Origin of the sequence: Clostridium algidicarnis, assembly GCF_000703125.1 — a bacterium.
Taxonomy (GTDB): domain Bacteria; phylum Bacillota; class Clostridia; order Clostridiales; family Clostridiaceae; genus Clostridium_L; species Clostridium_L algidicarnis.
The window spans coordinates 1380235-1393756 of sequence record NZ_JNLN01000001.1 but is presented as its reverse complement, the minus strand read 5'-3'; the positions used below and the strand labels follow the sequence as shown (position 1 = coordinate 1393756).

General features: G+C 32.9%; 10 protein-coding genes and 1 rRNA gene. 2 read left to right on the top strand and 9 right to left on the bottom strand.

From position 1 onward, the window contains the following. Window positions 1-390: 390 nt before the first annotated feature. The 4 genes from BV55_RS0106890 to BV55_RS0106870 all read right to left on the bottom strand — a co-directional run bounded on the left by BV55_RS0106890 (window position 391) and on the right by BV55_RS0106870 (window position 6054). Window positions 391-1902: ribosomal RNA gene (locus BV55_RS0106890) — 16S ribosomal RNA — on the bottom strand. 808 nt (window positions 1903-2710) lie between these two features. After that, window positions 2711-3106 carry a hypothetical protein gene (locus BV55_RS0106880; RefSeq protein WP_029452093.1) on the bottom strand — a complete coding sequence of 132 codons (396 nt, stop codon included), beginning with the start codon at window positions 3104-3106 and terminating at the stop codon, window positions 2711-2713. Between the two features lie 97 nt (window positions 3107-3203). Continuing rightward, window positions 3204-4313, bottom strand: a complete 1110-nt coding sequence (locus tag BV55_RS0106875; RefSeq protein ID WP_029452092.1) for a M20/M25/M40 family metallo-hydrolase — start codon at window positions 4311-4313, stop codon at window positions 3204-3206. A 169-nt stretch (window positions 4314-4482) separates the two neighbouring features. After that, complete coding sequence (locus BV55_RS0106870; RefSeq protein WP_029452089.1) at window positions 4483-6054, bottom strand: AbgT family transporter; 1572 nt, start codon at window positions 6052-6054, stop codon at window positions 4483-4485. A 364-nt stretch (window positions 6055-6418) separates the two neighbouring features. Here BV55_RS0106870 and cls point away from each other — a divergent pair, with 364 nt between their 5' ends. Continuing rightward, the gene (cls, locus tag BV55_RS0106865) at window positions 6419-7849 is read left to right on the top strand and encodes a cardiolipin synthase (RefSeq protein WP_029452088.1); all 1431 of its coding nucleotides are present in this window, start codon (window positions 6419-6421) and stop codon (window positions 7847-7849) included. A 54-nt stretch (window positions 7850-7903) separates the two neighbouring features. Here the strand turns inward: cls and BV55_RS0106860 are convergent, their stop codons facing one another. Then, window positions 7904-8353, bottom strand: coding sequence for a VanZ family protein (locus tag BV55_RS0106860; RefSeq protein WP_029452087.1), 450 nt, complete (start codon window positions 8351-8353; stop codon window positions 7904-7906). A 168-nt stretch (window positions 8354-8521) separates the two neighbouring features. Between BV55_RS0106860 and BV55_RS0106855 the strand changes: the two genes are divergently transcribed. Further along, the gene (locus tag BV55_RS0106855; protein ID WP_035794624.1) at window positions 8522-9121 is read left to right on the top strand and encodes a uracil-DNA glycosylase; all 600 of its coding nucleotides are present in this window, start codon (window positions 8522-8524) and stop codon (window positions 9119-9121) included. A 134-nt stretch (window positions 9122-9255) separates the two neighbouring features. Here BV55_RS0106855 and BV55_RS0106850 read toward each other — a convergent pair whose 3' ends face one another. The 4 genes from BV55_RS0106850 to BV55_RS0106835 all read right to left on the bottom strand — a co-directional run bounded on the left by BV55_RS0106850 (window position 9256) and on the right by BV55_RS0106835 (window position 13297). Beyond that, window positions 9256-10872 (bottom strand): bifunctional metallophosphatase/5'-nucleotidase, encoded by a 1617-nt coding sequence (locus tag BV55_RS0106850; RefSeq protein ID WP_029452084.1) that lies wholly within the window; start codon window positions 10870-10872, stop codon window positions 9256-9258. A gap of 316 nt (window positions 10873-11188) precedes the next feature. Further along, complete coding sequence (locus BV55_RS0106845) at window positions 11189-11842, bottom strand: hypothetical protein (RefSeq protein WP_029452083.1); 654 nt, start codon at window positions 11840-11842, stop codon at window positions 11189-11191. A 14-nt stretch (window positions 11843-11856) separates the two neighbouring features. Then, a complete protein-coding gene (locus BV55_RS0106840; RefSeq protein WP_029452082.1) occupies window positions 11857-12507 on the bottom strand; it encodes a PspA/IM30 family protein in 651 nt (216 codons plus the stop codon). Between the two features lie 25 nt (window positions 12508-12532). After that, window positions 12533-13297, bottom strand: a complete 765-nt coding sequence (locus tag BV55_RS0106835) for a hypothetical protein (protein WP_198023201.1) — start codon at window positions 13295-13297, stop codon at window positions 12533-12535. Between the last annotated feature and the right edge of the window lie 225 nt (window positions 13298-13522).

The window sequence follows — 13522 nt, the reverse complement described above, 5'->3', positions numbered from 1 at the left end:
TATTGCTAGATTCTAACTTCACTCAGAGAGTTTTTTAAAGTTTAATCATATTAAAATACAATTAAAACATAATAAATAATCAATGAGTTATCATTTCAATCTTACAAAAGATTTTTCTTTTTAAAGTTTTACTTTGCTTTTAAACCATATGCAGTTTTCAAAGAACATGGCCAGACATCCAAAATCTACGATTTTGAGATGGTCGGCTACTTCTCATGTAATGAGAAGCTCATTTTCGCTTTCATCTCCGTTAGGAGATGTTTCATTAAATCTTAAACTAAGACTTAATTCATGAAAGATACTTGATCTTTCAAAATTGAACAGAAAGATAAATTCCAGCTAGTACTAAGAGTTATAGACGAGCTATAATCTTAATACAGTTCTCCATAGAAAGGAGGTGATCCAGCCGCAGGTTCTCCTACGGCTACCTTGTTACGACTTCACCCCAATCGCTGACCCTACCTTCGGCCGCTGCCTCGCTTACGCGTTAGCGCACGGACTTCGGGTATTGCCAACTCTCATGGTGTGACGGGCGGTGTGTACAAGGCCCGGGAACGTATTCACCGCGACATTCTGATTCGCGATTACTAGCAACTCCGGCTTCATGTAGGCGAGTTTCAGCCTACAATCCGAACTGGGACGAGTTTTTTGAGTTTTGCTCCACCTCGCGGTATTGCGTCTCGTTGTACTCGCCATTGTAGCACGTGTGTAGCCCTAGACATAAGGGGCATGATGATTTGACGTCATCCCCACCTTCCTCCTGGTTAACCCAGGCAGTCTCGCTAGAGTGCTCAACTAAATGGTAGCAACTAACAATAAGGGTTGCGCTCGTTGCGGGACTTAACCCAACATCTCACGACACGAGCTGACGACAACCATGCACCACCTGTCTTCCTGCCCCGAAGGGCTTCCCTAATTACAGGTAATTCAGGAGATGTCAAGTCTAGGTAAGGTTCTTCGCGTTGCTTCGAATTAAACCACATGCTCCGCTGCTTGTGCGGGCCCCCGTCAATTCCTTTGAGTTTTAATCTTGCGATCGTACTCCCCAGGCGGGATACTTAGTGTGTTAACGACGGCACGGAGGATTGGTATCCCCCACACCTAGTATCCATCGTTTACGGCGTGGACTACCAGGGTATCTAATCCTGTTTGCTCCCCACGCTTTCGAGCCTCAGCGTCAGTTATGGTCCAGAAAGTCGCCTTCGCCACTGGTGTTCTTCCTAATCTCTACGCATTTCACCGCTACACTAGGAATTCCACTTTCCTCTCCCACACTCTAGATACCCAGTTTGGAATGCAGCACCCGGGTTGAGCCCGGGTATTTCACATCCCACTTAAGTATCCGCCTACGCTCCCTTTACGCCCAGTAAATCCGGACAACGCTTGCCACCTACGTATTACCGCGGCTGCTGGCACGTAGTTAGCCGTGGCTTCCTCCTCGGGTACCGTCATTATCGTCCCCGAAGACAGAGCTTTACGACCCGAAGGCCTTCATCACTCACGCGGCGTTGCTGCATCAGGCTTTCGCCCATTGTGCAATATTCCCCACTGCTGCCTCCCGTAGGAGTCTGGGCCGTGTCTCAGTCCCAATGTGGCCGATCACCCTCTCAGGTCGGCTACGCATCGTGGCCTTGGTGAGCCGTTACCTCACCAACTAGCTAATGCGCCGCGGGTCCATCTCATAGCGGATTACTCCTTTAATAACTTTATCATGCGATAATGCTATGTTATGGGGTATTAATCTTCCTTTCGGAAGGCTATCCCCCTCTATGAGGCAGGTTACCCACGTGTTACTCACCCGTCCGCCGCTAAGTTATTCCCGAAGGAATAACTTCGCTCGACTTGCATGTGTTAAGCACGCCGCCAGCGTTCGTCCTGAGCCAGGATCAAACTCTCAATTTAAAAGTATATCCCAAATCTAGGATTTGGTATAGACTTTTACTTCTCAGCTTTGCTGAGTGAGTTTCCATTTTCAGAATATCTGAATCTGAATTCTCTAAGTAAGTTTAATCTACTCAATTACATAATTCAAAAGAATTGCTGGTCTTTATATATCTTTTCTGTTCAATTTTCAAAGATCAATGTACTTATATGTTGAAGTACTTTGTAAGTATATCATCTGTTTTCTTAGTTGTCAACAAGTTTTTTAGAATTTTAAATCTTCTTATACATTGTAGTCAACTTTTGATGAATCTTGTGCGTCTCTCTCGAGTGCTCATTTATAATAACATTATATTATCTTACTACAGTAACCATTATATCTAATTTAACCAGATTAAACTCTCATTTCATCTATTTACTATTAATTTCGCCTTATTCCTTAAGTTGATACACTAGGTAGTGTTTTTCTTGTAATATCAACTCTATATTTGAAAACAAGTAATTTTATCTTAATTTGTTCCCAATATATTCCTAAAGTAAACCCCAACAATCCCTCCTAATTCACTTTAACCATAATTATACTTATATTTTTATACCCTAGCAACTTCAAAATCACTACACTAATAGATAAAACCCATTTAATTATTGAAATAGCAATAATTAAATGAGTTTTAAGTGTTCTTATATCTTTAAAGTGTAAACTACTTACCATCTAAAGATGATTATTCTTATGCAACACTATTAATGTAGTAAGTTTATCCAGATTATAAATTTTATCTAGCATGACTATTAAATATCAATCAGAATAATTCACTTTGGATATATATATCTATATACTTTTTTGTCCTCTTATTCCCTTTACAGGTTTATTGTAAACTCTATTTTTTCTATACATCATAGTTGTTTTGTAAGGTTTGTCATTAAAACTTTCATCTTGTTTTGAGACCTCATCTTTTATATTTTGTCTAACTCTACCAATAATATCCTTTATATTAAATCCTTTAGGCTCTTTGTTATCAGACTTTGTAGCATTATCCATATATTCATCAAAATTATTAGCTATGTCTTCTTTTGTGCTTTGTTTTAATTTATATGCTACGGCTGCCGCTGCTGTTGCAGTTCCTAATATCATCATAGTACCAAATAAGCCACCATTTTTCTTTTTTCCCATATCTTTTACCATAGATCCTTTAAAAATGTTGAATATCTTAATAATATTACACATCTTTAATCTATGATTCGCCTCCTTTTTTTATAATAATAAAACTATGCCCTCTTCCTATATTATAACCTAAAATCCAACAATATATAATGGCCTTTCATTAAGCAAGTTTTATAATTTCTAAAACAAGCTTTGAAGCATTTACTAAGTCTTCTATCTTCATGTGTTCTTCTAATGTATGTGCTTTTCTTTCTCCTATACCAAGGTTTATAGCTTTAATTCCATTTTCATTTAATATGTTAGTGTCACTTCCACCACCTGTAGCTGCTGTAAATGACTTAACTCCTATATTTTTGCAAGCCAGCTTAGCATGATCTACAATTTTATCTTCTTCTTCTATAACAAAAGGTCCGTAAGCTCTTGTAGTTTTTATTTCTACCTTTGCACCAAAGCTTTTTGCTGCCTTTTCAAAACACTGAACCATATGAGCTGTTTGAACATCTAGCTTTTCACTGCTTAGACTTCTTGCCTCTGCGTTTATAATTATTTCAGGACATACTATGTTTGTTACTTTACCACCGTTTATAGTTCCTATATTAGCAGTAGTTTCTTCATCAATTCTTAATAGTTTCATATTAGAAATGGCTTCTGACGCAACCTGTATAGCGCTTATTCCTTCTTCTGGGCAAACTCCCGCATGGGCAGGTTTACCTATTATTTTTACATCTATCTTATCTTGTGCTGGTCCTTTTATTACTATTTGTCCTACATCTCCGCCGCTATCTAATACAAAGGCTCTTTTTGATGATATTTTGTTATACTCAAGATTCTTAGCTCCAAACAAGCCACCTTCTTCAAATATAGTAAATACTAATTCAATGGAGCCATGCTCTAAATTATTTTCTTTTATTACTGTTAATGCTTCAATAATAGCAGCAATTCCAGCTTTATCATCTCCACCTAAGATAGTTGTACCATCACTATATATTATATTATCTTTTATAATAGGCTTTATCCCTTTTCCAGGGCTTACTGTATCCATGTGGCAACTAAATAAAACAGGCTCTCCGCTTCTAGTTTCCTTTAGCTTTGCTATAATGTTTCCACTATTAGATCCTAATTTTTCCCCAGCATTATCTCTATATACCTCTAATCCTAGATTTTCTAACTTTTTAGCTATAAAGTCTGCGAACTCTTTTTCATTTTTAGTTTCACTGTCAATTTGCACATAATCCATGAAACTTTCCACTAATCTTTGTTCTTTAATCATAGTAAAGTACCTCCAAGTCAATATTTTTAATTTTATTTACTACTAATATTATCCCATATTTAAGGGAGTTCTTAAATTATCTTTGTTATACATAATTAGATAGGCTCTTCAAGTATTAACCTTGAAAAGCCTATCTTATATAACTTACTATATTTAACGTATTATATCTTTAGAATGGAAGAACATATTTTAATCCCGCTCCCGGCCCTAGTGGTAATCCAAACAATGTCCATATCATAAGTAGTATGGACCAACCTATTAAAAATACCATAGAATAAGGTAACATGGTAGAAATCAACGTTCCCATTCCCATATCCTCTTCATACTTTTGAGCAAAGGCTACTATTACAGCAAAGTAAGACATAAGTGGAGATATTATATTTGTAGTTGAATCTCCTATTCTGTATGCTACTTGAGTAAGCTCTGGGCTGTAACCCATCTTCATAAACATTGGTATGAATATCGGTGCCATTATTGCCCATTTAGCTGAAGCTGACCCCATAAATAAGTTTATAAATGCAGCCACTAATATAAAGGCAATCATTAAAGGTGCGCCTTTAAGACCTGTTGAATCTAAGAAATTAGCTCCTTTAACTGCAAGGATTATTCCAAGTTTTGAATAAGTAAAGTATGCAACAAACTGCGCTGCAACAAATATTAAAACTATATATCCACCCATAGAAGACATAGCCTTTGACATTCCATTTATAACATCTTTACTGGATTTTACTGTTCCTGATCCTAGACCATAAAATGCTCCCGGCACCAAGAAGAATAATAATATTATAGGTACTATACCATCCATAAAAGGAGTATGTCCTAATATTTTATGTGTTTCTGGATGTCTTAATATGCCATTATACGGAGCTGTTAAAGCTACAATAATAGCTATAAATATTATTAAAGATATTCCGGCATATTTTAATCCCTTTGATTCTAAACTAGTTAATTCGCCAGTTTCTACAGTATGTTTTCCTTTGTATTCACCAAGTCTTGGTTCTACTATCTTGTCTGTAACAAGTGTTCCAAGAATAGTTATTAAGAATGTAGATACTATCATAAAGTACCAATTAGCAACTGGTGTTACTGAATAGCTTGCATCTACCATTTTAGCGGCTTCAGTACTTATTCCACCAAGAAGCGGATCTATAGTTCCTATGAGAAGATTTGCACTAAATCCTCCTGAAACTCCAGCAAAAGCTGCTGCAAGTCCAGCTAATGGATGTCTTCCAAAGCTTAAAAATATTATAGCACCAAGTGGTACTAGCACTACATAACCTGCATCAGATGCAACGTTTGACATAATTCCTGTAAAAACTACAACAGCAGTTATAAGTTGTTTTGGTGTACTTAATACGAGTTTTCTTATAAGAGCTGATATAAGACCTGTTCCTTCAGCTACACCAACACCTAGCATAGCTACTAAAACTGTGCCTAGTGGTGCAAAACCTGTAAAGTTAGTTACAGCATTAGTAAACATATATCTTATACCATCTGCTGATAATAAACTTATTGCATTTACTGTAAGATCTTTAGTCTCTTTAGTCTTTGGATCTATACCTGTATATGTAACTGAGACTCCAGCCTTAGCACATATAAATGAAATAATAACAATTGCAATACATAAAATCAAAAATATACTTACAGGGTGTGGCATTTTATTACCAGCCTTTTCTACCCAATCAAGAAACTTTTGAAACTTTCCCCTCTTTTTTGCATCTTTAGTATTTACTTTATTCATTTTGTCCTCCTTATTAAAGCTAACCTTTTAATGCATTCCCTTATGAATCCCTAAAGGTGCTAACTATATTTAATACATATTCTATAAATAATCTTAGGATTTTGCAAGTGTTATTTTTTCTTGATTCTAAAGGCTATACTTTTCTGAAATAAACTGAAAATATAAGTTTTCAAAATATTGATGTACCATTACCTATAATATTGAATTAGAATATAGTAATAATGCCAAAAACACAGATTTAAAAATTCTAAATATAAATCCTTATCTAAAATATTTTATATTTCGTCGACATTCTATGCTTATAATGGTAAAATATGCTCATAATATTACTAAAGGTTAAGTGATTCATTAAGGAGGTAGCATTTTGAACTTTCAAACCATTGCAACATTTATACTTTTTATAAATATAATAATCTCCATAACCATAATCTCTTTAGAGAGAAAGAAACCAGAAAAGGCCATTGCATGGCTACTTGTTCTTACCTTGCTTCCTCCCGTTGGTTTAATTCTTTACATCTTCCTTGGTCGAAATTGGAAACTGCATAAATTAAATGAAACTATTACTGATGATATTAAAGAACTAATTTATCCAATAACCAAAGATTATAAACATCAAGAATATGTTCCTCTCATGGAACTTTTAGCTAATAATAGTGATTCACCTATATTTATTAATAATGATATAAAGATATTTGCTGATGGAACTGAGAAATTTGCTGCCCTTAAGGAAGAGCTATTAAAAGCAACTCATCACATACACCTTGAATATTACATTGTTAAAAGTGATGATATAGGTAACGAAATCAAAGATATCTTAATTAAAAAATCTAGAGAAGGTGTACTTGTTAGATTTATAATAGATAGAGTTGGCTCCATAAAAATTAAGAAAAGTTACATTAACGATTTGAAAAATGCAGGAGTTGATGTAGTTCAATATTCTTATTTTTTAGCTCCAATTTTAAGGAGTATAAACACTCAAATAAATTATAGAAACCATCGTAAGATTGTAGTAATAGATGGCAAGGTTGGATTTATTGGTGGGGCTAATATTGGAGATGAGTATCTTGGCAAAGGTAAGCTTGGATATTGGCGAGACACTCATATAATGGTTAAAGGGGATTTTGTATTAGGTCTTCAAGCAGTTTTCCTTGATGATTTTATGACTATCCAAAGAGCGAATAATCAATATTCCTTTTATGACCTAGAATTTAAGCATTACTTCCCAACCCCAGAAAAACATGGTGATAAGGTTATGCAACTTGTTAAAAGTGGACCTGACTCTACCTTTCCATCTATAATGCAAGGTATTGTAAAAATGATAAGTATGGCTACACATCATATTTATATAACTACACCATATTTTGTGCCTACTGAAAGTGTATTAGAAGCTTTAAGAATAGCTGCTCTTGGTGGCATAGATGTAAGAATTCTTTTCCCTGGTCGTGCTGACCACCTTGTAGTTTACTACGCTTCAAGAACTTATCTTCTAGACCTTTTAAAATGTGGTGCACATATATATCTTTATGATGAAAAGTCTTTTGTACATGCTAAGGTAACTACTGTAGATGGCAGAATAGCAACTTTAGGTACTGCTAATATGGATATAAGAAGCTATGAATTAAATTATGAAATTAATGCTATGATATATGACTCTAATGTCACAGAAGAACTAGAAATGATGTTTTATAACGATATTTCCAAAAGCAAAAAATTAACCTTAGAAGATTTCCAAAACACTAAAAGAATTTATAAAATTATAGAAGCTGTATCAAGGATGTTTTCAGCTATACTTTAACATCTCTGTGCGGAATTCTTCCATCCTCTTAGGCGAGGAGTAATTCACTTAGTATTAGCTAGGTTCATCTTTTTTTATTTTGACAAAAACAAATACTATTAAAAGAGCAAACAGTCCTCCAGTGCTATCTATTAAAACATCTTTTAATGCCCCAGCTCTTCCTGGTACAAATAGCTGATGGAACTCATCTGTCATAGCGTAAGCCACGGTAATTATATAAGATATAAAAAATAACCTTCCTTTTTCAAAGTAATATTTCATCACATTATAGGTTAAAATAAATAATATAAAGTATTCTGTGAAATGTGCTGATTTTCTTACTATAAGCGTTGAAAGCTCTCCAAAGTAAGTGTTTAAATCTAAACCTAGGACATTAAATATATATATTACAATTTTGCTTTTTTCGCTAGAGACCTCTCCTATTTGAGATGAAAAATAAAATATTAAAACCATCCAACCAATAAGTAGTGCAAAGTTAAGCTGTTTTTTACTAACCTTTTTCATTATTTCCCCTATTCTTTTAAATTTTTTTATATCTTCATTAGATTATTCTATGAAGATACGTATTTATGCTATAAATATAGATTATAATATTATATCACAAAGGAGATAAAAATTTTGAATAAAAACATTGCTATAGATCCCATAAAAATCCCCAATAAAAATGTTACCATAGAGGATATAAAAGATAAGGCAAAGCAAATATCTGAAAACTATAAAGATGAAGCTATAGGTGGATATATGTGTGGAGACGGTCCAATTCCTTCTGATATATTATTTATAGGTGAGGCTCCTGGTAAAAATGAAATAATTGAAGGTAAACCTTTTGTGGGCATGGCAGGGAAAACCTTAGATAATTATCTAAACCTTGCAAACATTAAAAGAGAAGATATACGAATCACAAATACTTGCTTTTTTAGACCCATAAAGATAAAGCAAGGCAAAACTGGCAGGGAAACTATAAGTAATAGAACTCCAAAACCTTCTGAAGTAGAACTTTTTAGAGAGGTTTTAGATGCAGAAATAGCCCTTGTAGACCCTAAAATAATAATAACTCTAGGCAATACTCCTCTTAAAAGACTTACTAAGTTTAAAACTATAGGTGAATGTCACGGAAAACTTTACTTTAACGAGGAACTTAAAAGATATATATATCCAATGTACCATCCTTCATCCTTAACTTATAACAGAAAAGAAAGCTTTAAAATAGCTTATGAAGATGATTGGAAAAGCTTAAAAGAAATTCTAAAAAAGGTCCTTACAGCTAAGTAATTATACCATGGCTGTAAGGGCCTTTATTTTTTCTTTATTTATCTATATCTATCTTTTATCTATATTTTCCTACTTGTTTATATCTATTTACCTATTTACCTATTTACCTATTTGTTTATTTATATCAATTATAACTAGTCATCAAAATAATCCTTAGGATATACAACTTCCCAGTTCCCATCGAACTCAGCTTTTATAACATTTTTCTTAATTATATAGTCTGCTATAAGCTCCGACATATCTATATTTATCTCTCTTATGACCGGTTTATCTTTGAACATATCATAGTCTCCGCCGCCACCTGCTCTATAATTATTCATAACCACATCATATTCTTTATCCATATCTAACTTATCATTTTTATAATTTAGTAGCACTACTCTTTCTCCTAAGGGTTTTGATAAGTCTAATTTATAGTCTATTCCTTCCCACATATCGTAATTATAAGGTTGTATCTTCATATTTTTATACTTACTATCTATATTATTATCTTTACTATAAGTATTATCTTTCACGCCTTTTTGAAAATATGCAGCGCTTCTTTCTAGAGCCTCTTTTATATCCTCACCCTTTATTCTTATAACCTTTAATGTGTTTGGATAAATATAATTAGAAACCACATTTCGCATTGTTATCCCGTCATTAAACCCCTTAGCCTTATTGTCAAAAAGTGAAGTTGCTGAAATGTCCACCTTTGCATATTTCATTTGAACCTTATTTATAAATTCAACAAAAGCATTATCTTTTAACCGAGTTTCCAAATGGTTATTTATGAACATATCACCTTCCACTCTTCCAATTGGAGTGTCAAGCCACTTTTGAGTGGCCTTTTCATAATCTTTAACCTGATTTAATATATTTTCGTCTTCTTTAACCTGCTCTGTATCTAAAAGTTTTGAGTCTTTATCTACAACTTTCCAACTTCCCGAAGAATTTTCTAAGGTTATTTCTACCTTTACTAAAGCTTTACCTTGATACCCTGGTGACACAGTAAGCACACCATTTATGATCTTTTTATTTATAAATACATGTTGATGGCCCGTTAATAGCACATCTATTTCAGGTATATTTTCACATATCTCATAGGCTTGATTTTCTCCTGTTTCACTGATTACCTCATCATTTTTAATGTTTCTTTCGTAACCACCATGGTAGCTAACTATTAACACATCTACCTTTTCTACATTTTTTAAATAACTTACAAATGTCTTTAATGGAAATATAACATCTAAAAAATCTAGTCCTTTTATATTATTACTATCTTCCCAGTTAGGAATATATTTAGTGGTTGAGCCTATTATACCAACCTTTATACCGTTTTCTAATTCCTTTATTATATAAGGTCTTCCGAAATAAGGTCTCCTAGTATCTTTATCTATAATATTAGAGCTAAGCCAAGGAAACTTGGAATCCCCTACAGCATTATTTAAAAAATCCTTACCATAATTAAATTCATGATTACCTATAACTGCAGCATCATAATTCATTATGTTCATCACCTTAATTAAAGGATTAATACCCTTGCTATCTATATTTGCATAATGATATATTAGCGGTGTGCCTTGAAGCATATCACCATTATCTATAAGTATTAAGTCTTCCTTTTTCTCTCTCTCTTCTTTAACTAGAGTAGCGATTTTTGAAAGTCCAACCTCTTTTCTAGTATTATCTGAATAATCAATAGGAAATATTGCACCATGAACATCACTGGTTTCCAAAATCACTACCTTATAACTCTTACATTTATCCATAATATCACCCTTATAAGTTTTATTTATGATTTAATAATTCACTATAATAAATTCTAACCTAATAACCTTAAACTATTACCTTTTTAAAGTTATTTATTATAATAGTTTATACTTCTTATTTAATTATTATCTAATGTCATTTACAACATTATACCAATAAGTACACATTATATACATCTAAATATTTCAAGTATTTAGATTTTAATGCGAAGAATTTTAAAAGGGCCCTGAAAATCAAATTCTTCAGAACCCTTCTTTTATTAAGTTTAAGATATATTTTGATTGTTTATATTTTTTGTAGCTATTTCCTTTTTTATTACACTCCAAATGTTTCAACTATAAAATCAAATTCCTCTGCATCAGAGATTTCACCATAGTCATCCTCGCTTATTCCAGGATAATAGTAGAGAACAAATTTGTCTTCTTTGTCTATAATGTTTTCAATAATTATATATTGTCTTTGAAATTCACAGTCCTGTAATGTTGCAAGAACCTTATAGCTTGAAGGACGTCCAGTACTATTATTAGTTAAATTTAATATAAAGTTATCATGCACTGTCATATTAATCTTTTCATGATCGCATTTCTTTATAAAAGAATTTTCCCTACAACCTCTGCAACTATTAAAGTTACAGTCTTTAGGGCAATTCAAACAGGCACACTTTGAGTAGTTTTTTAATTGATTAAAGTCTCCTATATTATCATTTTTATAAGAGGATATTAAGGAAATAGAATTATTCTCTTTAAACCTTCCAAGAAAAGATGATGCGTTTTTCTTGCATTCTGCTTCTGAACTCTCTAAAAGTGTTATATACCTTTTTAATACATCTACTTTCCCATAATACTTTCTTACTTTAAGTGTATTTTCATTAAGAAAAGGTGCTACATTATCAATGCCGTAGCTTATATCAACATAAACCTTTCCCAAAATATCTTTTTCTGACTTTAAAAATTCTAAATCTTTACTCATATTATCACCTATTATTAATTCTTATATTTTGCAAGTTCAGCATCTAAATCAGTTGTATTACCAAGAGCTTCAAACTCATTTTCTAAGCTGTCTACTTGTTTTAAATCTCCTAGTCCTTCAGCAAGTGCTTCTTTCTTTTGGATCTTTCTTTCGATATCATCAATTTTGATTGAGTTAGTTTTAGTTTGAACATTTGCAAGTATTTCGTTAACTTGTTTTGATGCCTCAGCGTTATTTATTCTAGCAGCGGCCTCATCTCTATAACTCCTAGTTTTTTGAATTTCATCTTCTAATTCTTTTAAGTTCTTTTTAAGAAATTCAGCTTTAGTACTAGCTTCTGTATAGCTACTTTGAAGAGATAAATACTTTTTATCTGCATCTAATTTTCTTTCGAGTGCCCTTTTAGCTAAATCATCATTTCCTTTAGAAACAGCAAGCTTTACTTTTTCTTCCCAATCCTTTGATTCATTTTGAGCTGCCACCATTTTCTTTTCTGTTTCACGGACATTTCCTAAAACCTGCGCTGAGCTTAATTTAGCCTTATTCAAATTTTCTTCCATATCCCTTATTTTTTGATCTAAAAGTTCTATTGGATTTTCTGCTTCATCTAATGCGTTATTCACCTTTGCCTTAAACATATTTGATACTCTTGAAAATACTCCCATTTGTATTACCTCCATATTTTTTTAATTATTTTTTCCTTTTAATGTACTTCCTAATAACATTTATGATTATAACTATCAATATAATATATACTAATAATTTAAACATACCTCCTATGAAAGATGTTGATCCGCCATAACTTCCTACCCTAGCTCTCCCTCCAAAAAAAGGAATGGGTATTGGTATAAAGCTCTTTTTTGAATTTTCATATTTACTACTTTCTGAGCTACTCTTGCTATCTTTATCCGACTTTGCATTATCAGTTTCTTTAGTGTTTGAGAATCCTCCCGATTTAAATCCACCAGGAGCTGCCTTTGATGGATTATCCTTTGAATCATTTTTACTCTTAGTATCGCTACTACCTTCTTTTGGACTAGAAAAGTCTCCTGATTTAAATCCCCCAGAGGGTGCCTTTGATGTCGACTTAGGTTTTGCTGGAGTTTTAGTACTATTGCCGTCACTTTTTTTTGTATTAGAAAATCCTCCAGATTTAACCCCACTAGAGGGTGCCTTTGATGGTGCTTTTGATGGAGCTTTAGGTGTACTTGGACTTTTAATTCCACCACCACTAGATTTTGGACTAGAAAAACCACCAGATTTAAATCCCCCAGATGATGGTTTTGCTGCAAGAAGTTTAGTATAACTAATATCAAAATCCATAAATTCATCACTTATTATTTTATTTTCACTTGTTATCTCAGCTGCAAAGGCAACATTATGATCTGAGTCTTTATATCCAATTGCCTCCATGCTATCAAATACCAAACTACTAGTTAAAAAAACAAACACCATAGCAATTCCAAATAAAATACGGTTTTTTGTGAACTTACTTATTACAATCACCCCACTTATTGTTTTATAGTTTTATTTAAAATTCTTAAATGAAAGCTTTTATATTTTTAAAAAATGTTCCACTAAGAATTATTAAAACCTTATCAATTAATAATAGATAGAACAATTTAATATATTCATATTATAACAAATTTGTCTTAGTTTGCTTATAAGGAATACATCTCT

Bases quoted from the DNA above. Each gene is read 5' to 3' on its own strand.
- BV55_RS0106850 (WP_029452084.1), bottom strand. From the start codon at position 10,872: ATGGATAAATGTAAGAGTTATAAGGTAGTGATTTTGGAAACCAGTGAT.
- BV55_RS0106845 (WP_029452083.1), bottom strand. From the start codon at position 11,842: ATGAGTAAAGATTTAGAATTTTTAAAGTCAGAAAAAGATATTTTGGGA.
- BV55_RS0106835 (WP_198023201.1), bottom strand. From the start codon at position 13,297: ATGGTGTTTGTTTTTTTAACTAGTAGTTTGGTATTTGATAGCATGGAG.
- BV55_RS0106870 (WP_029452089.1), bottom strand. From the start codon at position 6,054: ATGAATAAAGTAAATACTAAAGATGCAAAAAAGAGGGGAAAGTTTCAA.
- BV55_RS0106880 (WP_029452093.1), bottom strand. From the start codon at position 3,106: ATGTGTAATATTATTAAGATATTCAACATTTTTAAAGGATCTATGGTA.
- BV55_RS0106860 (WP_029452087.1), bottom strand. From the start codon at position 8,353: ATGAAAAAGGTTAGTAAAAAACAGCTTAACTTTGCACTACTTATTGGT.
- BV55_RS0106875 (WP_029452092.1), bottom strand. From the start codon at position 4,313: ATGATTAAAGAACAAAGATTAGTGGAAAGTTTCATGGATTATGTGCAA.
- BV55_RS0106840 (WP_029452082.1), bottom strand. From the start codon at position 12,507: ATGGGAGTATTTTCAAGAGTATCAAATATGTTTAAGGCAAAGGTGAAT.